The 22,247-nt window shown below is 68.6% G+C and carries 19 protein-coding genes and 1 pseudogene; 9 read left to right on the forward strand and 11 right to left on the reverse strand.

The genetic code is table 11. From position 1 onward, the window contains the following. Nucleotides 1-4 precede the first annotated feature (4 nt). Both C8P66_RS00295 and C8P66_RS00300 read right to left on the reverse strand, forming a co-directional pair. The gene (locus C8P66_RS00295) at nucleotides 5-1,585 is read right to left on the reverse strand and encodes an ABC transporter substrate-binding protein (protein WP_111396144.1); all 1,581 of its coding nucleotides are present in this window, start codon (nucleotides 1,583-1,585) and stop codon (nucleotides 5-7) included. A gap of 137 nt (nucleotides 1,586-1,722) precedes the next feature. Beyond that, a complete protein-coding gene (locus C8P66_RS00300; RefSeq protein WP_111396145.1) occupies nucleotides 1,723-2,487 on the reverse strand; it encodes a class II aldolase/adducin family protein in 765 nt (254 codons plus the stop codon). Nucleotides 2,488-2,615: 128 nt separating this feature from the next. Between C8P66_RS00300 and C8P66_RS00305 the strand changes: the two genes are divergently transcribed. From C8P66_RS00305 to C8P66_RS00335, 7 genes are all read left to right on the forward strand, one after another. Beyond that, entirely contained in the window at nucleotides 2,616-4,811 is a 2,196-nt protein-coding gene (locus C8P66_RS00305; RefSeq protein ID WP_111396146.1) for a N,N-dimethylformamidase beta subunit family domain-containing protein, read from the forward strand. Between the two features lie 102 nt (nucleotides 4,812-4,913). Next, nucleotides 4,914-6,488 carry an ABC transporter substrate-binding protein gene (locus tag C8P66_RS00310; RefSeq protein WP_111396147.1) on the forward strand — a complete coding sequence of 525 codons (1,575 nt, stop codon included), beginning with the start codon at nucleotides 4,914-4,916 and terminating at the stop codon, nucleotides 6,486-6,488. Nucleotides 6,489-6,533: 45 nt separating this feature from the next. After that, a complete protein-coding gene (locus C8P66_RS00315) occupies nucleotides 6,534-7,478 on the forward strand; it encodes an ABC transporter permease (RefSeq protein ID WP_111396148.1) in 945 nt (314 codons plus the stop codon). Then, nucleotides 7,471-8,352 (forward strand): ABC transporter permease, encoded by an 882-nt coding sequence (locus C8P66_RS00320; protein ID WP_111396149.1) that lies wholly within the window; start codon nucleotides 7,471-7,473, stop codon nucleotides 8,350-8,352. Before C8P66_RS00315 ends, C8P66_RS00320 begins: the two co-directional genes overlap by 8 nt. Beyond that, entirely contained in the window at nucleotides 8,349-9,347 is a 999-nt protein-coding gene (locus tag C8P66_RS00325) for an ABC transporter ATP-binding protein (RefSeq protein ID WP_281271328.1), read from the forward strand. Before C8P66_RS00320 ends, C8P66_RS00325 begins: the two co-directional genes overlap by 4 nt. Beyond that, nucleotides 9,344-10,348: an ABC transporter ATP-binding protein gene (locus C8P66_RS00330; RefSeq protein ID WP_111396150.1), complete on the forward strand. Its 1,005-nt coding sequence runs from the start codon at nucleotides 9,344-9,346 to the stop codon at nucleotides 10,346-10,348. The genes C8P66_RS00325 and C8P66_RS00330 overlap by 4 nt, the downstream gene beginning before the upstream one ends. Further along, complete coding sequence (locus C8P66_RS00335) at nucleotides 10,345-11,358, forward strand: succinylglutamate desuccinylase/aspartoacylase family protein (RefSeq protein ID WP_111396151.1); 1,014 nt, start codon at nucleotides 10,345-10,347, stop codon at nucleotides 11,356-11,358. The genes C8P66_RS00330 and C8P66_RS00335 overlap by 4 nt, the downstream gene beginning before the upstream one ends. Nucleotides 11,359-11,424: 66 nt before the next feature. Here C8P66_RS00335 and C8P66_RS00340 read toward each other — a convergent pair whose 3' ends face one another. The 4 genes from C8P66_RS00340 to C8P66_RS00355 form a co-directional block, all read right to left on the reverse strand. After that, nucleotides 11,425-12,729, reverse strand: a complete 1,305-nt coding sequence (locus tag C8P66_RS00340; protein WP_111396152.1) for a serine/threonine-protein kinase — start codon at nucleotides 12,727-12,729, stop codon at nucleotides 11,425-11,427. Between the two features lie 11 nt (nucleotides 12,730-12,740). Continuing rightward, nucleotides 12,741-13,613, reverse strand: a complete 873-nt coding sequence (locus C8P66_RS00345) for a c-type heme family protein (protein ID WP_111396153.1) — start codon at nucleotides 13,611-13,613, stop codon at nucleotides 12,741-12,743. 93 nt (nucleotides 13,614-13,706) lie between these two features. Beyond that, a complete protein-coding gene (locus tag C8P66_RS00350; RefSeq protein WP_158537040.1) occupies nucleotides 13,707-14,753 on the reverse strand; it encodes a peptidoglycan-binding protein in 1,047 nt (348 codons plus the stop codon). Nucleotides 14,754-14,793: 40 nt separating this feature from the next. Continuing rightward, complete coding sequence (locus C8P66_RS00355) at nucleotides 14,794-16,122, reverse strand: Nramp family divalent metal transporter (RefSeq protein WP_111396155.1); 1,329 nt, start codon at nucleotides 16,120-16,122, stop codon at nucleotides 14,794-14,796. A gap of 85 nt (nucleotides 16,123-16,207) precedes the next feature. Between C8P66_RS00355 and mntR the strand changes: the two genes are divergently transcribed. Continuing rightward, nucleotides 16,208-16,654: a manganese-binding transcriptional regulator MntR gene (mntR, locus tag C8P66_RS00360; RefSeq protein WP_111396156.1), complete on the forward strand. Its 447-nt coding sequence runs from the start codon at nucleotides 16,208-16,210 to the stop codon at nucleotides 16,652-16,654. 13 nt (nucleotides 16,655-16,667) lie between these two features. On the opposite strand, the gene C8P66_RS00365 is transcribed toward mntR, so the two are convergent. The 3 genes from C8P66_RS00365 to C8P66_RS00375 form a co-directional block, all read right to left on the reverse strand. Further along, complete coding sequence (locus C8P66_RS00365) at nucleotides 16,668-18,065, reverse strand: MATE family efflux transporter (RefSeq protein WP_211313985.1); 1,398 nt, start codon at nucleotides 18,063-18,065, stop codon at nucleotides 16,668-16,670. Beyond that, nucleotides 18,062-18,571 (reverse strand): winged helix-turn-helix transcriptional regulator, encoded by a 510-nt coding sequence (locus C8P66_RS00370; RefSeq protein ID WP_111396158.1) that lies wholly within the window; start codon nucleotides 18,569-18,571, stop codon nucleotides 18,062-18,064. Before C8P66_RS00370 ends, C8P66_RS00365 begins: the two co-directional genes overlap by 4 nt. 130 nt (nucleotides 18,572-18,701) lie before the next feature. Further along, nucleotides 18,702-20,483 carry a gamma-glutamyltransferase family protein gene (locus C8P66_RS00375; protein ID WP_111396159.1) on the reverse strand — a complete coding sequence of 594 codons (1,782 nt, stop codon included), beginning with the start codon at nucleotides 20,481-20,483 and terminating at the stop codon, nucleotides 18,702-18,704. 101 nt (nucleotides 20,484-20,584) lie between these two features. On the opposite strand from C8P66_RS00375, the gene phnN reads away from it, so the two are divergent. Then, nucleotides 20,585-21,118: a phosphonate metabolism protein/1,5-bisphosphokinase (PRPP-forming) PhnN gene (gene phnN, locus C8P66_RS00380; protein ID WP_245903134.1), complete on the forward strand. Its 534-nt coding sequence runs from the start codon at nucleotides 20,585-20,587 to the stop codon at nucleotides 21,116-21,118. On the opposite strand, the pseudogene C8P66_RS00385 reads toward phnN, so the two are convergent. Together C8P66_RS00385 and C8P66_RS00390 are read right to left on the reverse strand one after the other, a co-directional pair. Then, nucleotides 21,115-21,255: pseudogene (locus C8P66_RS00385) on the reverse strand (aldo/keto reductase); the annotation flags it as partial. The gene phnN and the pseudogene C8P66_RS00385 overlap by 4 nt on opposite strands. 15 nt (nucleotides 21,256-21,270) lie before the next feature. Continuing rightward, the gene (locus C8P66_RS00390) at nucleotides 21,271-22,239 is read right to left on the reverse strand and encodes a hypothetical protein (RefSeq protein WP_111396162.1); all 969 of its coding nucleotides are present in this window, start codon (nucleotides 22,237-22,239) and stop codon (nucleotides 21,271-21,273) included. Nucleotides 22,240-22,247 lie beyond the last annotated feature (8 nt).

The following is a 22,247-nucleotide window of genomic DNA, read 5'->3' on the forward strand; positions in this document are numbered from 1 at the left end:
GCCCTCAGTTCTCCAGCGACATCAGCCGCATCTCACCACCCGACCCCACGGGCGAGAAGCTGTAGCCCTGCACCCGGCGCGACAGCCCGCGCAGGTTGACGGTGTTGTAGACCCAGATGTCGGGGCTGTCGGCGACCACGATGCGCGTCGCCTCGCTGTAGAGCCGGGCGCGCTCGGCCTGGTCCAGGCTGGTGCGCGCGGCGCGGAGCAGGCGGTCGACCTCGGGGTTGGTGTACCAGGAAGAGGCCTTCCAGGTGCCCTGGAACTGGCTGTCGTACATCTGCCCGATCCAGTTCTCCGGATCGACGAAGTAGGTGGAGACCCAGTGGATCCACATGTCGGGCGTGGTCGCGGCACTGCCGGTGGCGCCGGTGATGCCGGGCCAGGTGTTCGGCACGATCCGCAGGGTGATGCCGACACGGCGCAGATCGGCCTGGTACATCTGGGCGGCCTGCACCGTCTGCTCCAGCTCGTTCTGGACATGGATTTCCAGCGGCCGGGACAGGTCCACACCCGCCGCCCGCGCGAGATCGCAATGCTCCTTCGCCTTGGCCAGATCGAAGCTATAGGGCGCGAGGTCCGGCGGATTGCCCCAGAGGTTGTTGGGGTTGGGCCCCGCGTTGCGCAGCACGAAGCCGCGCAGGATGACGTTGTTGAAGCCCTCGTAGTTGAAGGCATGCGCGAGGCAGAGCCGGGCATCCTTGTTGTCGAAGGGCGCGCGGGAGTTGTTCATGCGGATGACGAAGACGCGCATGCTTTCATCGCGCGCGACGCGGGTGCGCGGGTTGCGCTCCACGCGCTCCACCTGGTCCGGCGGCAGATAGGAATCCGTCGCGTCGATATCGCCGCGCAGCAGCGCGAGGACCCGCGTCGAGGTCTCCATCACCGGGCGCGAGCGCACGGAAGCGATCGGATGGGCATTGCCCGCCCAGCCCATGAAATGCTCGGGGAAGCGCTCAAGGTCCATGGCGACGCGCGCCTGGTAGGTCTCGGGGTTGAGGCGATAGGCGCCCGAACCCGCGTCATGCGCGGCGAGCCAGGCATTGCCCCAATCATCATTCTCCACATGCTGCGACAGCACGCGCGGATTGACGATGGCCACGAGCGGCATGGCGGAGAGGAAGGGCGCGTAGGGCGTGCTCAGCACGAAGCGGACCGTATGCGCGGCCGGCGCGGTCACGTTCTCGGCCGTCAGCACCGGCGTGAAGGCGGCGGCCGGCGCGCGGCGCAGCGTCAGCAGGCGGCGGAAGGAATAGGCCACATCCTCGGCGGTGATCTCGCTGCCATCATGGAACCTGGCGCCGCTCCGCAGCGTGAAATCCCAGGTCAGCCCATCGGCCGACACCGTATGCGACGTCGCGAGCCAGGGTTCGAGCTGCGGCGGATTGCTCTGATAGCGGTAGAGCCCGTCATAGACGTTCAGCAGGATGAACTGGCTCGGCACGTCGAAGATCGCATGCGGGTCCAGCGTCGCCGGGAGGGTGTCGCCCCAGACCAGCGGTCTCTGCTGTGCCGATGCGGCCAAAGGTGCCGCAACGACGAGAGAGAGGGCGATGGCGGATGCGCGCAACAGGCGATTGATCATGACGCTGACCCCGTGACATTCCCGCCATCAGAAGGTGCCAGGGTAGGACGCGCAACCACCTGCCACGCCTCAATTCACCGGATGCCGCCGCGCCTGCCGCGTGCTTGGGCGGTACTGCCGAAGAAGGGGGCAGACCCTCAGCTGGCGTAGTCGGGCTCCTCACGATCCAGCACCCGCCGCCAGGCATCCAGATGCAGCCGCGCATCCAGCTTCTCGCCCCAGGCGCCGGCGTGGTGGCGGCGCAGGCTGTCAGGCAAGCTATGCAGTTTTTGCCCGGTCTGCATCGCCGTCATCTGGTACATGCATGTCCGCTCGGCGATATAGCATTCGTCGAAGGCGTCATGGATCGTCGGTCCCACCACGGTGACGCCATGGCCCCGCATCACCATGATGGTCTTGTCGCCCATCAGCCGCGCGATGCGATCGCCCTCGGCATTGTTGTGGACCGGCTCATCGCCTTGGGGATCATAGACCGTGCGGTCGTTCAGCAGCAGGTTGTTGTGGTGCGACAGGGAAAATTCGGCGCCCTCGATCATCGACAGCGCGGTCAGGTATTGCGGATGCACATGAACGACGCAGGCCGCCCCCGGATTGAGCATGTGGATGCGCGCATGGATATGGAAGGCGACCTTGCGCAATTCGCCGGTGCCGCGCAGCACCTTTCCCTCCAGGTCGCAGACGATGAGGTCGCTGGCCTTCAACTCCCGGAACAGATAGCCGCGCGGGTTGATGAGGAAGCGCGGCTCCGCCTCATCCGGCAGCATCAGGCTGTTGTGGTTGCCGATGTGCTCGTTCCAGCCGAGCCGCGAGGCGATGCGGAAGACCGCGGCCATATCGCAGCGCAGCATCCATTCATGCTCCTCCGCCTTGCCGCTGGTGAGGGTGCGGACGACGTTGGCCATGGAAGTCTCCGGCGAGGAATTTCGGTGCAGCGCCGAGCTTCGCATGACATTTTCCTGTTGGCCACTCCGTTGACGCGGCCGCGTCCTGCGGCAAGCATTCGCGCTTCTACCCGTCAAGGACGTGCGCCATGCCTCCCGAGCCGTCTGCCGCGGAACTGCCGATCACCGGCTACCTCGATCGTTTCTCCCGCCGGCCGGGGGAACGGGTCGCCGCGCATGTGAGCGTGCCGGGCGGGGAGAGCTTCCGCGCCCGCCTGGTCCGGGTGATCTCCGGCGATCCGAACCCCGCCGGGCCGGGATTGCGGTTCGAGGATCTGTCCGCCCGCTTCGACGCGAATTTTCCCGGCCGCCACCAGCCGATCCACCTCGGTTCCCATGCGCTGGTGCCGCGGCCGCCGGGGCGCGGGCAGGGGGCCTGCTGCTGGACCGCGCTGGTCTGGCTCGCCGCCCCGCCCCCGGCCGAGGCGGCCGTGATGAGCGAGGAGCAGGGGCCCTGCATCGTGACCCTGGCGATCGGCCCCGGCGGTGCGATGGCCCGCATCGCCGCACCGGGGCTGGAGGCGCGCCTGGCCATCGCCGAGCCGCTGCGGCTCGGCTGCTGGTACCGGCTCTGGCTCAGCGCCGATCCCGCCACCGGGGCGCTGCTGCTGGGGCAGCAGGCGCTTGAGGCGTACCCCGCGCATATCGCTGAGACGAGCGTGGCCGGGCTGGTGCTGCCGGATGGCGGCGGCGGGCTGCTGATCGGCGCACGGGGGCTTGCGGCCCCGCAGGCGCATATCACCGCGAAGATCGAGGCGCCGGCGCTGCTCGCCGGCTTCCGCACCGGCTGGCCGCAGCCCGACACCGGCCTCGCCGCCGCGGACCCGGCGATCCTGGCCGCCTGGGACTTTTCCCTCGGCATGTCCAGCCAGGACATCACCGACCTCGGCCCCCAGGCCTGCCACGGCACGCTCGTGAACCTGCCGACGCGGGCGATGGTGGGGGCGCGCTGGAGCGGCACCGAGATGTGCTGGCGCCATGCGCCGGCCGATTACGCCGCCATCCATTTCCATGCCGATGACCTCGGCGATTGCGGCTGGGCCGCGGATTTCCACTTCGAGGTGCCGGCCGACCTGCCGAGCGGGGCCTATGCCCTGCGCCTCACCTGCGCCGCCGGCGAGGATATGCTGCCCTTCTACGTGCTGCCGCCGCGGGGCGTGGCGCGGGCGCCGGTCGCCTTCCTCGCCTCGACCTTCACCTACCAGGCCTATGCGAACCATTCGCGCGGCAATGCCGATGCCGAGTACAAGGCCCGCGCCGCCGCCTGGGGCGCCTCGGCGTACAATCCGGACGATTACCCGGGCTATGGCCGCTCCACCTACAACCGCCATCCGGACAACAGCGGGATCGCCTTCTCCTCCCGCCTGCGGCCGATCCTGACGATGCGGCCAGGGTTCCTGACCTTCAACGACGCGCGCGGCTCGGGGCTGCGGCACTACCCGGCCGACACGCATATCCTCGCCTGGCTGGAGGCCAAGGGCATCGCCTTCGACGTGCTGACCGACGAGGATCTGCACGAGGAGGGCCAGGCGCTGCTCGCGCCCTATCGCGTGGTGATGACCGGATCGCATCCCGAATACCACACGCTGCATACGCTGGATGCGCTGCAGGGCTACACCCGCGACGGCGGGCGGCTGATGTATATGGGCGGCAACGGCTTCTACTGGCGTGTCGCCTGCGTGGCCGAGCTGCCCGGGGTGATCGAGCTGCGCCGCGCCGAGGGCGGCATCCGCGCCTGGGCCGCCGAGCCCGGCGAATACTACCACGCGCTCGATGGCCAGTATGGCGGGCTGTGGCGGCGCAACCGCCGCCCGCCGCAGATGCTCGCCGGCGTCGGCTTCTCCGGCCAGGGCGCGTTCGAGAGCACCTATTACCGCCGCACCGAAGCCTCGCATGATCCGCGCCACGCCTGGATTTTCGCCGGCGTCGAGGGCGAGATCCTCGGCGACTACGGTCTTTCGGGCGGCGGGGCCGCGGGGTTCGAACTCGATCGCGCCGACCCGGCGCTGGGCACGCCGGACCAGACCGTGATCCTCGCCTGTTCCGAGGACCCGCCGTCTTCCTTCGTCACCGTGCCCGAGGAAATCCTCTCCCGCTTCACCACCATCAGCGGCGAGGAGCAGGATGCGTTGAAGCGTGGTGAGATCGTGTATTTCGAGACGCCGGGCGGTGGCGCGGTCTTCTCGGTGGGCTCCATCACCTATTGCGGCAGCCTGTGGCAGGATGGCTTTGCCGGCCCCATCAGCCGGCTGACCGAAAACGTGCTGCGGCGGTTTTCCGCGTGATACTAACGTGAGTCTGGGCGGCAAAAATGCATTGACGCATCCTGCGTCGCATCGGAATGTTTGGGGCCGTCATGCGGCCGTGCATCTGCGGGGTATCCATCCATGAAGCGCTCTTTTCTCGCCTCCTCGTTGATCGCCGCGGCTTTTGCCTTGCCCGCGGCACCGGCGATGGCGACGCCCTTCCAATGCCCGACGCGGGGCGGGGATCTGGTGTTCGGCCAGGAAGCCAACGTCAATTCGCTGGATCAGATGACCTCCAGCACGATCTCCACGCGCAACATCGCGATGAACATCTTCGAAACGCTGATGACGCGCGACGAGAACAACAACCCGATCCTGGAGCTGGCCGAGGCGATGGAGGAGGGGGCCGACGGGCTCTCCTACACCTTCAAGCTGCGGCACGGGATCGTGTTCCACAATGGCAAGCCGATGACCTCGGCCGATGTCGCCGCCTCCTTCGACCGCTACAAGCGGATCGGGTTGCAGCGCAGCACGCTCGACAATGTCGCGGGCTGGGACACGCCCGACCCCTTCACCTTCATCATCCGCATGTCGCGGGTGCAGCCGACCTTCATCGAGGCGCTGAGCTCCTTCTCCGTGCCCATCGTGATCGTGCCGGCCGAGATGAAGGATGATGAGCGGCAGCAGCTGCGCACCATCGGCACCGGCCCGTTCAAGCTGCTGGAATTCGTGCCCGGCAGCCATGCCAAGCTCGGGCGCTATGACGGCTACCAGCCCAACACCGCCTTCGAGCAGCGCACGGGCTTCGGCGGCTATCGCGTCGCCTGCCTCGACACCGTGACCTTCCGCATCGTGACCGAGGCCAGCGCCCGCGTCGCCGGGCTCGAGACCGGCGAGTTGCAGGGGGTGGAGGATGTGCCGACCCGCTCGCTCGCCTCGCTGCGCAGCAACAGCAACATCACCATCCTGCCGCTGCAGAACTGGTGGATCCAGATCGCGCTGCCGAACACCGCCACCCCGCCGACCAGCAACCTCGCCTTCCGCCGCGCGGTCCAGGCCGCCCTGGGGATGGAGGACATCATGGATGCGGCGACGGACGGCAATTACCGCCTGAACGTCGGCTTCCAGTATCCGAACCAGCCGACCTACACGGATGCGGGCAAGGAGACCTACAACATCAACAACGCGGCGCGGGCGCGGACCCTGCTGCGGGAATCCGGCTACCGTGGCGAGCCCATCGTCATCCTGACCAACCGCGACTATCCGGCGATGTACAATGCGGCGCTGGTGATGCAGCAGCAGATGCAGGCGGTGGGGATCAACGCCTCGCTGCGGGTGGTGGACTGGCCGACCTCGGTGCAGATGTCGCAGCAGGTCAATTCCACCGAATGGCATTTCTTCCATTCCGGCTGGGGCACGCAGCCCGCCCTCGGCGCGCTGGCGACGATGCAGTTCCTGGTATCCCCGGGTGCCAACTATCGCCCGCGCGATGACAAGGACGACCCGGATGTGCTGGCCGCCTGGAACGACATGAACAATTTGCGGAGCGAGGCCGAACGCAACGCCGCCTATGCCCGGATGCAGACTCTGGTGCTGGAACGGGCCTATGCCTATCCCTTCGGCGCGCTGACCAAGGTGCAGGCGACGCGCGCGACGGTGCAGAACTTCGTCCCCTTCCGCATCCCGCGCTTCTCCAACGTCTCGATGACCCGATGACGGCGGCGGCGTGGTGACAACAGGCGCGTTGCAGCAGACGGCGCAGTGATCCGGGTTGCCATCGGGCGTCTGCTCAGCGCGCTGCCCGTCTTGCTCATCGTCAGCCTCATCAGCTTCGGGCTGATGCGGCTGATCCCCGGGGATCCGGCGGCGGCCATCGCGGGGATCTCCGCGACACCCGCCCAGCTCGCGCAGCTTCGCGTGGATCTCGGGCTGGACCAGCCCTTGCTGGTGCAGCTGTTGCGATATTACGAGGGGCTGGTGCAGGGCGACCTCGGGCGGTCCCTGCTGCTCGGCAAGGGCGTCTTCGCCGCCACCATGGAACGGCTGCCCGTCACCATCGGGCTTTCGCTCTATGCGCTGGTGATCACGCTGCTGATCGGGCTGGCCGCCGGCATCATCGCGGCGCTGCGGCAGAACAGCATCGTGGACCAGGCAGCGATGATGTTCGCGATGATCGGCATCTCGGTGCCGAGCTTCTTCCTCGGCCTGGTCATGATCATCGTCTTCGGGGTGCATCTGGGCTGGCTGCCGACCGGCGGCTACATCCCCTTCTCGCAAGACCCGCTCGGCTGGCTCAGCAGCAGCACCATGCCGGCGATTTCCCTGGCCTTGCTGCAAGCGGGGCTGCTCGCCCGCATCACCCGCTCAAGCATGCTCGAAGTGCTGCGCCAGGACTACATCCGCACCGCGCGGGCCAAGGGGCTGCCGATGCGGCAGGTGATCCTGAAGCACGCCCTGGCCAATGCGCTGATCCCCATCGTCACCGTGGTCGGCATCATCGTGACCCTGCTCGTCTCGGGGGCTGTGGTGACGGAGGCGCTGTTCTCGCTGCCCGGCATGGGCCAGTTGCTGACCCAGGCGGTGCTGAACCGGGATTACCCGATGGTGCAGGGCGGGTTGCTGCTGGTGACGACCTTTCTCGTGATGGTGAACATATTGGTCGATGTGCTCTACGCCGCGCTCGATCCGCGGGTGCGCTATGAGTGAGCTCGCGGCGGAGGATTTCGCGCCCCAACGCGTCCATCCGGCGCGGGCGACGCTGAAACGGCTGTTCCACCATCGGCTGTTCGTGACCGGCCTCGCGCTGTTCGGCGTCATCGCGATCATCGCGGCCCTCGCGCCCTGGATCACCGATGTGGACCCGAACCGCCTGTCCATGCGCAACAAGTTCCTTTCCCCCAACGGGGATTGGGTCTTCGGCACCGACAACTTCGGCCGCAGCCTCTGGTCGCGCACGGTCTGGGGGGCGCAGCTTTCGATGATCATCGGCGCCTCGGTCGTCGCGCTGAATGCGGTGTTCGGCACGCTGATCGGTGCCGCGGCGGGCTACTTCCGCCGGCTGGACAACATGCTGATGCGGGTGAATGACGCGCTGATGGCCTTCCCCGCGATCCTGCTCGCGATCGCCGTCACCTCGGTGCTCGGCCCGTCCACGCTGAACGTCATCCTCGCCTTGGGCATCGTCTATATCCCGCGCACCGCGCGCATCGTGCGCTCCTCGGTGATCGTGCTGCGGGAGATGGAATATGTGCAGGCCGCGGTCGCGGCCGGCGCCGGGCATTGGCGCATCCTGCGCCACCACATCCTGCCGAACGCCATGGCGCCGATGATCGTGCAGCTTTCCTTCCTCTTCGCCTATGCGGTGCTGTCGGAGGCCACACTCTCCTTCCTCGGCGTCGGTGCCGTGCCGCCCACACCCACCTGGGGCAACATCATGGCCGAGGGCCGCGACTACATGCGTGATGCGCCATGGATCATCACCATTCCAGGTATCGCGCTGATGATCACCGTCATGGGGCTGAACCTGCTCGGCGACGGGTTGCGCGACGTGCTCGACCCACGGCTCAGGATCCAGCAGTGAGCCTGCTGGAGGTTCGCGGCCTCACCACCGGTTTCATGACCGGCAGCGGCGAGATCACCGCCATCGAGGATGTCAGCTTCTCGCTGAACGCGGGCGAGATCCTCGGCATCGTGGGTGAATCCGGCAGCGGCAAGAGCGTGACCGCGCTCAGCATCATGGGGCTGCTGCCCTCGCCGCCGGCGCGGCTGATCTCCGGCGAGGTGATCTTCGAGGGCCAGACGCTCACAAACATGTCCGACCGCCAGATGCAGACCATCCGCGGCCCCGGCATCTCGATGATCTTCCAGGAGCCGATGACCTCGCTGAACCCGGTCTTCTCGATCGGCGAGCAGATCATGGAGACCATCCGCGCGCATGAACGCCTCTCCCCCGCCAAACTGCGGGAGCGGGCGATCGAGATGCTCGACAAGGTCGGCATCCCCTCCGCCGCGCGGCGCATGGACGACTACCCGCACCAGATGTCGGGCGGGCAGCGGCAGCGGGTGATGATCGCGATGGCGCTCGCCTGCCGCCCGCGCCTGCTGATCGCGGACGAACCCACCACCGCGCTGGATGTCACCATCCAGGCGCAGATCCTCGACCTGCTGATGGATCTGCGCGACGAGTTCGGCATGGCGATCATCATCATCACCCACAACATGGGGGTGATCGCCGAGACCGCCGACCGCGTGCTGGTGATGTATGCCGGCCGCGTCATCGAGGAAGCCCCGGTCGCCACCGTCTTCGACCGCCCGCTGCATCCCTATACGCGGGGCCTGCTGGAATGCGTGCCCTCGCTGACCGAGGATCGCGCGCGGCTCGTCGCCATCCCCGGCACCCTGCCGGAGCCGACCCGCCGCCCGCCCGGCTGCCGCTTCAGCGTGCGCTGCAGCCACGCCATCCCGGCCTGCAGCGCCGCATTGCCGCCGCTGGAACTGCTGGAACCCGACCACAGCGCCGCCTGCATCCGCGCGTTGGACCTCGCGCCCATCCGCACCGCGGACCTCGCGCCATGACCGAGCCGCTGGTGGAAGTCGCAGCGCTGTCCAAGCACTTCCCGCTTGGCGGCAAGAATTTCTTCGGCCGCCGCCATGGCGCGGTGCTGCGCGCGGTGGATGAGGTCTCGCTGCGGATCATGCCCGGCGAAACCCTTGGCCTGGTCGGGGAATCCGGCTGCGGCAAATCGACGCTGGGGCGGCTGCTGCTGCGGCTGATCGAGCCGACCGACGGCAACCTCATCTTCAACGGGGCGGAGATCACCCGCCTCAAGGGGGCCGCGCTGCGCGAGGTGCGGCGGTCGATGCAGATCGTGTTCCAGGACCCCTATGGCGCGCTGAACCCGCGCATGGCGGTCGAGGACATCATCGCCGAGCCGCTCATCATCCACGGCGCCAGGCAAGGCCCCGGGACCCGCAAGCAGGTCGCGTCGATGCTCGACCGGGTCGGCCTGCCGGCGCGCGCGCTGGACCGCTTCCCGCATGAGTTCTCCGGCGGCCAGCGCCAGCGCATCGGCATCGCCCGCGCGCTGATCCTGAGCCCGCGCTTCGTGGTGTGTGATGAGGCGGTCTCGGCGCTGGATGTCTCGGTGCAGGCGCAGATCGTGAACCTGTTGCAGGATCTGCAACGGGAGATGGGGCTGACCTACCTCTTCATCGCGCATGACCTGTCGGTGGTGCGCCACATCTCGGACCGCGTGGCGGTGATGTATCTCGGCAAGGTCGTCGAGGTCGCCCAGAAGCATGCGATCTACGCCGCCCCGCTGCATCCCTATACCCAGGCGCTGATCGCGGCCGTGCCCGCCTCCCACCCCGCCGACCGTTCGCGCGGCAAGCGCGTGCGTATCGCGGGCGATATCCCGAGCGCCTTCAACCCGCCCTCCGGCTGCCGCTTCCACACCCGCTGCCCCTATGTGATGCCGGTATGCCGCGAGGTGGTGCCGCCACTCGTCGAGCCGGTGCCGGGGCATCACGTCGCCTGCCATCTGATCGACGCGTCTCCGGCTGGAGCCCCCACATGACATCACGCCTGATCCCCGAAGTGGATTTTGCCCGCGACGGCAAGCAGACCGGCTTCATCCGGCTGTTCCACTCCACCCATGCCTCGGCCTATGGCTACATCCCGATCCCGATCGTGGTGGTGAAGAACGGCGAGGGGCCGACGGCCTTCTTCTCGGCCGGCAACCACGGCGACGAATACGAGGGTCAGATCGCGCTGACCAACCTCGTCAAATGGCTGACGCCGGAGAAGATCAAGGGCCGCGTCATCATCCTGCCGATGGCGAATTTCCCGGCGGCGATGGCCGGGCGCCGCGTCTCGCCGATCGACGACGTGAACATGAACCGCATCTTCCCCGGCGATCCCGATGGCACGGTGACGCGGCAGATCGCGCATTACATCGACAGCGAATTGCTGCCGCTGGCCGATCTGGTGATCGACCTGCATTCGGGCGGCTCATCGCTGATGTATGTGCCCTGCGCCTTGGCGCGGCAGTCCGACGACCCGGCGCTGTACCAGAAGCAGCTTGCGGCGCTGCGGGCCTTCGGCGCGCCCTTCACCTATATCCAGGGCGGCGCGCAGGGGCAGGGCGGCGACCAGACCCTCGGCAGCGGTGCCGCGCGGCGCGGCAAGATCGCGCTCGGCACCGAATTGGGCGGCTCCGGCACGCTGACCCCGGCCGGGCTCGCCATCGCCGAGCGTGGCTTGCGAAACCTGTTGGTGCATCTCGGCATTCTCGGCCAGGAAGAATGGGTCGAGCCGCCGGTGCCGACCCGTTTCCTCGATGTCCGCGGCCAGGACTACTACATCTACGCGCCCGAGAACGGGCTGTTCGAGCCGCTGGTGGAGCTGGGTGAGGAGGTCCAGCCGGGCCAGCCCGCAGCCCGCATCCATTTCCCCGAAACACCCTGGCTGCCGCCGGTGGAGATCGCCTTCAAGGCCGGCGGCCTCGTGATGTGCAAACGCATCCCGGCGCGCACGATGCGGGGCGATTGCCTGTTCCATCTGGCGAGCGACCTCGCCGGGGTCTGATCAGCGGCGGCGCCGGGCCGGGTCAGCGGCGGCGCCGGGCCGGGTCAGCGGCGGCGCCGGGCCGGGTCAGCGACGGCGCCGGGCCAGGAAGGTCGCGCGTTCGGCGGCATCGTCGATGTGTTTGGCAAGCCGCTCCCAGACGGCATCGATCCCGGCGCCATCCGCGGCGGCGCGCTTCACCAGCACCCCGGCGATCGGGCCGATATGCGGCAGCAGCGCCTGGCGCACCGCGTCCAGCTCCGCGGCACCGGCCTGTGCCGTGGCGGGTGCCACGGCCGGCTCCTCCGCCGCGCCGCCGCCCAGGCTGCGGGAGGCATCGCTGAGGAAGCGGCTGCGATCTTCCGGCCGCTCGATCGATCCCGCCAGCGCCGCGAGCAGCGCCTCGCGCGTCGTCGCCTGGCGCAGCGCGCTGCGCAGCATCACCCCCGCGATCGGGCCGACATAGGCGGCGAGGTTGCGCTCGATGGTGCCGACCATCCCGGCCTCCAGCAGCACCGGCGCGCGGGCGGGGGCCTGCACGAAGGTCGCATCGGCCGCGCGGTTCCCCACCAGCGCATCGCGCAGCGCCCGCGCCATCGCGGCGGCGGAGGCGAAGCGCGCCTCGGGCTGCTTGGCCAGTGCCCGCGCCAGCACCGCCGGCAGCGCGGGGAAGGCCGCGCCCACCGCCTCGGGCAGCGGCGGCGGGCTGCCATCGACCACGCGGCGCACCACCTCGATCATGCTGCCGCCGGCAAAGGCGCGCGCGCCCGAGAGCAGCTCATGCAGCACGGTGCCGGTGGAGAAGAGGTCGGTGCGCGCGTCGATCGTGGTGCCCAGGCATTGCTCGGGCGACATGTAGCTCGGCGTGCCGATCATATCCCCGACCCGGGTGAGGTCGGAGTTGCCGACCCGGGCGATGCCGAAATCGGCGAGCTTGGCGCGCAGATCGGACAGCAGCAGCAGGTTCGCGGGCTTGATGTCGCGATGCACGATCCCGGCGGCATGCGCGCAGTCCAGCGCATCCAGCATCTGTGCGACGACATGGACGGCCTCCGGTACCGTGAAGCGGCGCCCGGCCTCCAGCGCCGCCTGCAGGCTGACGCCGTCCACGAACTCCATGGCGAGGTAGGGCTGGCCCTCATGCAGGCCGAAGTCATGCACGGCGACGATATTGGGATGGGCGCAGCGGCTGGAGGCGCGGGCCTCGCGCTGGAAGCGGGCGATGTATTCGGCGCCATCCGCCCCCTCCAGCAGATCGCGCGCGATCAGCTTGATGGCCAGGATGCGGTCCAGCTCCGGGTCATGCGCGCGCAGGATCACGCCCATCGCGCCGCGGCCGATGACGCCTTCCACCACGTAGCGGCCGATCAGCCGCGGGGCCTCCTCCGCCATACGCGCCGCCGTCAGCTGTCCAGCAGCCGCATCGCATTGGCGAGGCTGCGGCGCATCAGGTTGAAGGAGCGGCCGAGGGAGGCGATCTCATCCTTGCCGCGGACCACGAACTCCGCCTCCTCCATGCCCCCCGCCGCGACGCGCTCGGCCGAGGCGGTCATGCGCTGGATCGGCCGGATGACGACCAGATCCAGCAGGATGTTCAGCAGCACCAGCATCACCAGGAACACCGTACCCAGGCTCAGCAGCAGCGACAGCAACTGCGTGTTCGCCCGGTCGAGCGGCACCTGCATCGGCACCGAGACGATCTGCGCCCCGATCACCTCGCCCATCTGCCAGCCGAAGCCATTGCCGGGGCCGTAAAGCTCGATCATCGGCGCGGGGGCGGCGGAGGGCGTGGAATGGCAGGTCAGGCAGCCGCGATCGGTGATGCGGAAGGGGCGGGCGAAGGTCAGCACCGGCCCCGCCGGCGTCATCCGCTCGCCGACATGCTCCACCAGCGCCGGGTCGCGGCGGAAGATGCCGATGATGTCGGTCTCCCAATCCGTCGCGCGGTCGGAGGGGTTGGTCGGGTTGAGGGCGGCTTCCTTGTAGGCATAGGCGGGGAAGCTGCGCTCGATCGTCCGCGCCACGGTCTGCGCCGCCCAGGAGGGGACGGTATGGGGCAGGAAGCGGGTGGCACTCTGCTCGGCGAGGAGGGGGGCGACCTCGCTTGCGGTATAGGCGCGGACGGCGGTCGCCTGCTGCATCAGCAGCGAGGCTTCCTGCAGCACCTGGCTGCGCGCGGTGCCCTCGGCGATGTCGCGCGCGAACAGCGCCGCGATGGTGAGCCCCACCAGGAACGCTCCGACCATGACCAGGTTGAACTTGAGCCGGAGGCGCATGAGGGAAGCTCCATCGCCACGCCCTGCCGGAGGCAAGGCCATGCGTCAATTTTTGTGACTCTACCCCGGATTTGGGCCGGGCGCCATGCGGGGTCAGCGCCGTCCGAGCAGGCGGGTGGCCTCGGGCACGGTCAGGGTGCCGGTCATCTCGGTGCCCATCTCGAACTGGAAGCGGCGGATGGCGGCGCGGCTATTGGGCCCAAACCGGCCATCCGGCTGCCCGAGGTAATAGCCCATGCGCGCAAGCGCTGCCTGGACCCGGCGCCGGTCGGCGTCCTCCATGGCGTCCTCGGCCAAGGCGGGCGGGGCCGCCGGGGCCGCGGCGGGGGCCGCCACAGCGGCGCGCGGCGGCGGGGGCGGCGGCGATGCGCCGGCCAGCAGCACGGCCGTCGTGGGCTCGCCCAAGGCCACCACCATGCCGGGCGGCAACCGCGCCCGCAGCCCGGCGAGCACCGCCGCGAGCCGCACCTGTGGCCCGGCCAGTTCGGTGCCGAGCGTCGCCGGCAGCGGCGTCGGCGCGGGGCCCGGTGCCGCCAGGGTCGCGACCAGACCGATGCCGCCCGCCGCGGCCGTGGCGGCCAGGGTGGCGAGGCCGGCGGTCACCGGGGCCGGTGCCATATTGGGCGGCAGGAAGCCGTCCAGCACGACCAGCCCGCCCGCGGCCTGGGCGCGCAGCATGGCATCCACCACGAGACGCGCCAGCACACCCTGGGTCAGCAGATCAGAGTCGCGCTGCAGCGTCGCCGTGACGGGGAGCAGGAAGGGGCGGGCGTTGAAGGCGGCGAGATGCCCGCAGATATAGGCGACACCGATCGCCCCCGGCGCCTCACGCAGCAGGCGCGCGAAGCGCGCGACGGCCGCATCGGCCTCACCCCGCCCCAGATTCGAGCCTTCGGCCACCTCGAAGCCGATGCCCCGCAGCGCCACCGCGACATCCCGCGCGGCGCCGATGCAGCCGGGCAGGGCCGGGACCTCGGCCGAGCCCGCATAGGCGCCATTGCCGACCACCAGCGCCAGATGCCGGGTCTCGGCCATGGCGGGCGCCGTCGCGGCGAGCAGCAGCGGCAGCAGCAGCGCGGCATACCGGCTCCCGCGGCCCTGCGATCCCTGGGCGCTGCGGCCCGGCCCCGTCACACGCATGCCATTCTCCCGCGGGGCGCGGCGCCCCCAGCGAAATGGCTTAGCCGCCGAACAGCGCATCCGCCAGCAGCTTGAGGTTGAGCCCGACCATGATCGCCGCGATCGACCAGCCGCACACAAGCTGCCAGCGCGGCGCGCGGAAGGTGCCGAGTTGCAGCCGGTCGCCCGCGAACATCATCAGCGGGATGACGGCGAAGGGCAGCTGCAAGGACAGCACGACCTGGGACAGGATCAGCAGCTCCGCCGTGCCCGAACTGCCGTAGATCCAGGTGACCGCCACGGCCGGGACGATGGCGATCAGGCGGGTGACCAGCCGCCGCAGTACCGGGGAGAGCTTGAAGCGCAGGAAGCCCTCCATCACCACCTGCCCGGCCAAGGTGGTGGTGACGGTCGCATTCAGCCCGCAGAACAGCAGCGCGATGGCGAAGAGGCTCGCCGCCAGCCCGCTGCCCAGCAAGGGCGACATCAGCTGGTAGGCATCGCCGATCTCGGCGACCTCGGTATTGCCGCTGGCGTGGAAGGTCGCGGCGGCCAGGATCAGGATCGAGGAGTTGATGAACAGCGCCAGCACCAGCGCGATGCTGCTGTCGATGGTCGCGAAGCGGATGGCCTCGCGCTTGCCTGGCTCATCCCTGGTCCAGGCGCGGGACTGCACGATGGCGGTGTGCAGGTACAGGTTGTGCGGCATCACCGTGGCACCCAGGATACCCATGGCGATGTAGAGCTGCGTCTGGTTCGTCACGATCGAGACGGCGGGGATATAGCCGTTCAGCACCGCCGCCCAATCCGGCTGCGACAGCACGATCTGCACGCCGAAGCAGCCGACGATCAGCACGATCAGCCCGAAGACCAGGGCCTCCAGCCAGCGCACGCCCTTGCTCTGCAACCACAGGATCAGGATCGCGTCGAAGGCGGTGAGCATGACGCCATAGAGCAGCGGGATGCCGAACAGCAGTTCCAGCGCGATGGCGGTGCCGATCAGCTCGGCGAGGTCGGTGGCGCAGATCGCGATCTCGGCCAGGAACCAGAGCGGGTAGGAGACGAATTTCGGAAAGCGTTCCCGGCAGAGCTGCGCGAGATCCCGCCCGGTGGCGACGCCGATCCGCACGCAAAGCGCCTGCAACAGGATCGCCATCACCGAGGAGGTGAGGGCGACGGAGAGCAGCGTGTAGCCAAAGGCCGAACCGCCCGCGAGCGAGGTCGCCCAGTTGCCGGGGTCCATGTAGCCGACCGCGACGAGGTAGCCGGGCCCCATGAAGGCAAAGAGCTTGCGCAGGAAACCGCCCGCATTGGGGACGGCCACGCTGCGGTGCACCTCGGGCAGACTCGCTGTGCCAACCGGCGGAATGACGGCGTCGGATGGTGACATCAAGCGAACCCTCCAAAACTTAGTCTAGGCTATGACATGGTGGGCAAGCTATCGATCCTGTCAAGATCTGGCTACACCCTTCGCCATGCGAGTCCCCGCCCACCGAGCCCTGCCCCCCGCCGAGGAACACGCCGCCCGCTTCGCGCAACAGCGCGAGGCGGATCGCACGGCCGTGGCGGAGGATTACGTCGAATTGATCGCGGCCCTGCTGGCGCAGGAGGGCGAGGCGCGGGCGGTCGAGATCGCGCGCCGCATGGGGGTCACCCAGGCGACCGTGGCCGCCACGGTCGCCCGGCTGCAACGCGACGGGCTGGTGGAGACCAAGCCCTATCGCGGGCTGTTCCTGACCGAGGGCGGCCAGGCGATGGCGGCCGCGGCACGGGAGCGGCACGATCTGGTGGTGCGCTTCCTGCTGGCCCTGGGCCTGGACCACGCCTCGGCGGAGGCCGATGCGGAGGGGGTGGAGCATCACGTCAGCCCCGCGACCCTGGCGGCCTTCGCCCGCCACCTTGCCCAGCGCGAGGGCCAGTAGCCGGCGGCAGGGTCTAGCCCCGGCGGAACCACACCCCCCTGGCGATGGCGACCGCGACCGTGGTGCCATAGGCGACCAGGGCGAGGCCGAGGGCGGCGAAGACCCAGGTCAGCGACCCCGTCAGCGACAGCGCGATCCACCCGCCGCCCACCGCCAGCAGGAAGCGCAGCAGCCCCGCCAGCAGCGGCCAGAGCAGCCGCCCCGCCCCCTGCGAGGCGAAATACAGGCACAGGCCGAGACCGAAGAAGCCATAGGTCGGGCCGACGAGGCGCAGATAGGCGGCCCCGGTCTCCAGCATATGCGGGTCGTGGTCGAAAAGGGTCAGCCAGGCCATCGGCCAGATCGCCGCGGCGATCCCCACCGCCTCGGCCATGGCGAAGGCGAGCGCGCCCCCGATCAGCGTGACCCGCAGCGCCCGTTCCGGCTGATGCGCCCCGATGTTGGTGGCGACCAGCGCGACCAGCGGCGCCCCAAGCCCGAAGACCAGCGGGATCAGCAGATATTCGAGCCGCGCGGCCGTGCCATAGCCCGCGACCGCATCCGGCCCGGCCGCGACGCCGACCAGCGCCGTGGTCAGCGCCACGGTCAAGGTGGTCTGCAAGGTGCTGACCGAGCCGACCGCCCCGATTCGCAGGATATCGACGAAGAACCGCCCCTGGAGCCGCGCCAGCGTCGGGCGCAGCAGGCTGCGGCGGGAAAAGATGTAGAGGGCCAGCATCGTCGCGGTCATCGCCGTGGTCAGCACCACCGCCAAGCCACCGCCGGCGATGCCCATGGCCGGGATCGGCCCCAGGCCGAAGATCAGCAGCGGCGACAGCGGCACCAGCAGCACCACCCCGCCGCAGACCGCGAGCGAGGGCACCAGCATGTTGCCCGAACCCCGGATGCAGCTTGCCAGCGCATTCAGCAGCCAGACCAGGATGTTCCCGGCGAAGACCACGTTGGAATAGCGCAGCGCCGCCTCCAGCGAGCCACCGCTGCCGCCCATGGCGCGGTAGAGGCTCGGCCCGAAGACCAGGAACAGCGCCGAGAAGCAGATCCCGAGCCCGAGGTTGATCAGGATCGCATGCAGCACCAGCGCATTGGCATCCGCCTGGCGGTTGCCGCCGAGGGCGCGGGCGACGGCCGAGGAAATCCCGCCGCCGATCGCCCCGGCCGAAAGCATCTGCATCATCATGAAGCCGGGGAAGACCAGCGCCATCCCCGCCAGCGCATCGGTCCCGAGGTGGGAGACCCACCAGGTCTCGATCAGCCCGGTCGAGGCCTGGGCCAGCATCACCAGAATGTTCGGCCAGGCCATGCGCAGCAGGGTCGGCAGGATCGGGGCCTGGAGCAGCCGCAGCGTGCGCGGGTCCATCGCCGGGCGGGAGATGGCGGCGGGGGCGGGGGCGACAGGAGTAAGGATGGTCATCGCACGCCTCCCGTAAAGTCGAGGCTGCGGTCCTCCGCCAGCCTTTGGCGCAGCCGTTCATTGGCGGCGGGCCCGGCGGTGACGACGTAATCCGGCCCGACCAGGGGGCGGAGGGTCTTGCGATCCACCAGCACCGGATCGGCGCGTTCCCGGGTCTTGCGATCGACGATCATGATGCTCTCGCCCTCGGGGGCGAAGTGGCGATTGCCCCAGGCCATCAGCGCCAGCAGCACCGGGCGGAAATCCTCCCCGCGCGCGGTCAGGCGGTATTCGTGGCGCGGGGGGCGCTCGCTATAGGCGTGGCGCTCCAGCAGCCCGGCCTCGACCAGCCCCTTCAGCCGCCGGGTCAGCATGGCGGGGGCGATGCCGAGGCTTTTCTGAAACTCGTCGAAGCGCGTCACGCCGGCGAAGGCATCGCGCAGGATCAGCATGCTCCACCACTCCCCGATCCGCTCCAGGCTGCGGGCGATGGGGCAGGACATGCCCTCGAAGCTGGTGTGCTGCATGGTCGGGGTCCGATGATAACTATCATAATGATAGTCACTACGGCGGCACCCGGCTGTCAATCGCGCCCGGCGCATGGCGAGACGATGCGGCCATGGCCCAGGCGCGGGGCTCCGCGCCTGGGCGTTTGGGTCAGCGCCCGGCGGCGTAGCCCTGCATGCCGCGCGGATTGGCGCCGGCGAACATCTGCCCGTCCGGCTCGCGCCGCGCGCCGGTCAGGCGCCCCTCGCTCCAGTCGCCGCCGACCGTCACGCGATGCCCGCGCGCCGCAAGCGCCGTGGCGACGTCGGGCGCATAGCGGCCCTCGATGACCACCTTCCCAGGCCGCGCCACGCGGGGCCAGAAGGAGGAGGGCCAGTGCTCGGAATGGAAGGAGGGCGCGTCGATCGCCTCCTGGATGCCCATGGCGTGGTCGATCATCCGTGTCAGCATCATGATCTGCCACTGGTCCTGCTGCTCGCCGCCGGGGGTGCCGAAGCTCATCCAGCCCTTGCCGTCGCGCAGCACCATCCCCGGCGACAGCGTCGTGCGCGGGCGCTTGCCCGGCTTCAGCCCGTTCGGCAGCGTCTCATCCAGCCAGAACATCTGCCCGCGAGTGCCGAGGCAGAAGCCCAATTCCGGGATCGCCGGCGAGGATTGCAACCAGCCGCCCGAGGGCGTCGCGCTGACCATGTTGCCCCAGCGGTCGATGACATCGATGTGGCAGGTGTCGCCGCCCGAGGCGCCGAGCCGCGCCACCGTCGGCTCCCCGGCGCCGGGGATGGCGGTCAGGATCGCCGCACGGGCCTCGGCGCCGTGATCCACCCAAGGCGTGACGCGGCCCGGCAGCGTGCCGGGGCGGAGGGTGAGGGAGGCCTCCTCCGTCACCAGCTTGCGCCGCTCGGCGGCATAGGTCTCCGACAGCAGCGCCTCCAGCGGCACATCGCAGAAATCGGGGTCGCCATAGAAGGCCTCGCGGTCGGCATAGGCGAGCTTCATGCATTCCACGATGGTGTGGATATAGCGCTCGCCGAGCGGGTCCATGCCCGCGAGGTCGAAGCCCGAAAGCAGCGACAGCGTCTGCAGATAGGCCGGCGCCTGGCCCCAGGGGCCGACCTTCAGCACGGTATGGCCGCGATAGGTGTAGGAGGCTGGGGCCTCGACCGGCGCGCGCCAGTTCGCGAGGTCATCGGCGGTGATCACGCCGCGATGGCGCTTGCCGGAGGCATCGAGGCTCACGGTGCTGGTGGAGAAGCGGCCGATCGCCTCGGCGACGAAGCCGCGATACCAGACGTTGCGGGCGGCCTCGATCTCTTCCTCACGGTCGGCGCGCCTGGCCTCGGCCAGCACCCGGTTCCAGGTCGCGGCCAGGGTCGGGTTGCGCCACAGCCCCCCCGCCTTCGGCCCGCCATCGCGCAGCCAGAGTGCCGCGGAGGTCGGCCATTCCGCCTCGAACAGCGGCCGCACGGTCTCCAGGGTCGCCACCACGCGCGGGACCATATGGGCGCCATTGGTGGCATAGCCGATGGCGTAGTCCATCACCTCGCCGAGCCGCATGGTGCCATGGTCGCGCAGCAGGGTCGCCCAGGCGTCGAAGGCGCCCGGCACCATCGCCGGCAGCAGCCCGGTGCCGGGGATCAGATCCAGGCCCAGCTCACCCTTCACATGCGCGACCGTCAGCCCGGCCGGCGCCACGCCCTGGCCGCAGATGACCGATTGCGTGTTCTTGCCCGCGTCATGGACGATGATCGGGCAGTCCCCGCCGGGGCCGTTCAGATGCGGCTCCACGATCTGCAAGGTGAAGCCGGCGGCGACGGCGGCATCGGCGGCATTGCCGCCGCGCTCCAGCACCGCCATCGCGACGGCGGTCGCGATCCAATGGGTTGAGGCGGCGACGCCGAAGGTTCCGGCGATCTCGGGGCGGGTAAGGAACATGCGGCGCGGCTTCCATGTCATCTGACGCGGCTTCCGCTCGGACGCCGTCAGGGGCAGAAGGTGCCCGTGTCACGGGTGGCGTCAAGGCAGGGGGGGCGGCAGTGCTGATCGCGGTGGTGGGCGCCTCGGGCGCGGGCAAGGATACGCTGCTGGATAAGGCCCGCGTGGCGCTGGCGGATGAGCCGCGCGTGGTCTGGGTCCGGCGCGTGATCACCCGGCCGATAGAGGCCGGCGGCGAGGCGCATTTCCCCGCGACGGAGGAGGAATTTACGGCACTGGCCGCGGCCGGTGCCTTCTGCCTGCACTGGCCCGCGCATGGCCTGCGCTACGGCATCCCGGCCGAGGCGGGGGCGGCGGCGCTGGCGGGGGACTGCGTCATCGCCAATCTGTCGCGCGCGATTCTGTCCGAGGCTGCCGCACGATTCCCGCTGCGGGTGCTGCACGTCACCGTGCCGGATGCGATCCGCGCCGCACGGCTCGCGGCGCGCGGGCGGGAGGATGCGGCGAGCGTGATGGCGCGGCTGTCGCGCGTGGCGCCGCTGCCGCCGGGGCTGGATGTGGTCGAGATCGTCAACGACGGCACCCCGGAAGAGGGTGCCGCGCGGATGCTGGCCGCGATCCGCCGCAGCCTTTAGCCGCCGAGCGTCGCCAACTGCTCCGGCGTCAGCACCAGCTCCGTCGCCTTGGCCGCATCGTCGATCTGCTCCAGCTTCGTCACCCCGACCACGGGTGCGGCCAGCCCGTTCTGGTGCAGCAGCCAGGACAGCGCGACCTGGCTGGGTTTTAACTACGATAGCTCTTTGAGCAAAAGCTGGGCGCGGTGCTCGTCACTCTTTGCGCCTTCCCACATCGAAATCAGAACAGCATGGGCGCTGACTGATATTGGAATTGGCACAGCAAGGTCATGCTCAGCATTAATAGGGGTAATTTGGTGGTCGCTTTTTTGTGCAAGGCTCAGAACCGCCGCGCTAAAATTCTCTCGTGTTAGCTCTCCAAGTTGCTGCTTTAATGCCTGTGCCGTTGAGGCTGCCACCCAAATTTGAATTGTATCTGGGCTAATAGGCTCACTCTGGACGCGGAAATAATATAAATTTGGATCAGAGGGGGCTGGAACATCAAAATACGGCTGGATTTTAATACCAGCGCTTGTGGTCACAGAATATCTCTTTTGATTCGTGGATTTATCAAATATCCAAAGGCTTTTGCTCGATTTTCTGGCGCCTCTCGCGCCAGTCTCGTTCCATTCAGCATAATAAAGGCTTGGATCTGGCGGAGTCATCGCTTCTTCAAAATACAAAAACTCTGTGAGATTGTCCTCCCACAAAAGCCAGCCTACGCGCATATCTGGCGCGTTCCCCTGAGACTTCGAGAGAACGGCGGCTGTTCGCGTTCTAATTAGGGCGGAGTATTGCTGAAAAACATCTTGCATGACTAAGTTTGCGGGCGCGCTTGTATTGTCAATACGGATGGAGCGTGTGGCCGCCGGGTGCATAAGCGTCGTGCCGCACACCGACTTAATGGGGCGACCGTTAAGCTGGCTGCATCTAAGCAATTTATGCTCAACGCCAAGACCCAGGTAATTCACATCAATATGGAGATTGCTCCATCCCGAATCTGGAATTCCCTTCGCCGCGCAATATACGTTGCCCCAATCACCCTCTTCAAGCTTCCGGCCCATCATCATTGCTACTTTTGTGGCAAGAAGGATTTTTGCTCTTTTCGATTCGTCAAAACTTAGGGCGGGCAGTGTTGTCATTCGTGATC

The sequence above is a fragment of the Humitalea rosea genome (assembly GCF_003253705.1).
GTDB classification, from domain to species: Bacteria; Pseudomonadota; Alphaproteobacteria; order Acetobacterales; family Acetobacteraceae; genus Humitalea; species Humitalea rosea.

Coding starts and splice junctions, on each gene's coding strand:
- C8P66_RS00320 (WP_111396149.1), top strand. CDS start 7,471: ATGAGTGAGCTCGCGGCGGAGGATTTCGCGCCCCAACGCGTCCATCCG.
- C8P66_RS00345 (WP_111396153.1), bottom strand. CDS start 13,613: ATGCGCCTCCGGCTCAAGTTCAACCTGGTCATGGTCGGAGCGTTCCTG.
- C8P66_RS00295 (WP_111396144.1), bottom strand. CDS start 1,585: ATGATCAATCGCCTGTTGCGCGCATCCGCCATCGCCCTCTCTCTCGTC.
- C8P66_RS00340 (WP_111396152.1), bottom strand. CDS start 12,729: ATGGCGGAGGAGGCCCCGCGGCTGATCGGCCGCTACGTGGTGGAAGGC.
- C8P66_RS00390 (WP_111396162.1), bottom strand. CDS start 22,239: ATGACAACACTGCCCGCCCTAAGTTTTGACGAATCGAAAAGAGCAAAA.
- C8P66_RS00365 (WP_211313985.1), bottom strand. CDS start 18,065: ATGACCATCCTTACTCCTGTCGCCCCCGCCCCCGCCGCCATCTCCCGC.
- C8P66_RS00350 (WP_158537040.1), bottom strand. CDS start 14,753: ATGCGTGTGACGGGGCCGGGCCGCAGCGCCCAGGGATCGCAGGGCCGC.
- C8P66_RS00310 (WP_111396147.1), top strand. CDS start 4,914: ATGAAGCGCTCTTTTCTCGCCTCCTCGTTGATCGCCGCGGCTTTTGCC.
- C8P66_RS00370 (WP_111396158.1), bottom strand. CDS start 18,571: ATGCAGCACACCAGCTTCGAGGGCATGTCCTGCCCCATCGCCCGCAGC.
- mntR (WP_111396156.1), top strand. CDS start 16,208: ATGCGAGTCCCCGCCCACCGAGCCCTGCCCCCCGCCGAGGAACACGCC.
- C8P66_RS00300 (WP_111396145.1), bottom strand. CDS start 2,487: ATGGCCAACGTCGTCCGCACCCTCACCAGCGGCAAGGCGGAGGAGCAT.
- C8P66_RS00335 (WP_111396151.1), top strand. CDS start 10,345: ATGACATCACGCCTGATCCCCGAAGTGGATTTTGCCCGCGACGGCAAG.
- C8P66_RS00305 (WP_111396146.1), top strand. CDS start 2,616: ATGCCTCCCGAGCCGTCTGCCGCGGAACTGCCGATCACCGGCTACCTC.
- C8P66_RS00355 (WP_111396155.1), bottom strand. CDS start 16,122: ATGTCACCATCCGACGCCGTCATTCCGCCGGTTGGCACAGCGAGTCTG.
- C8P66_RS00375 (WP_111396159.1), bottom strand. CDS start 20,483: ATGTTCCTTACCCGCCCCGAGATCGCCGGAACCTTCGGCGTCGCCGCC.
- C8P66_RS00330 (WP_111396150.1), top strand. CDS start 9,344: ATGACCGAGCCGCTGGTGGAAGTCGCAGCGCTGTCCAAGCACTTCCCG.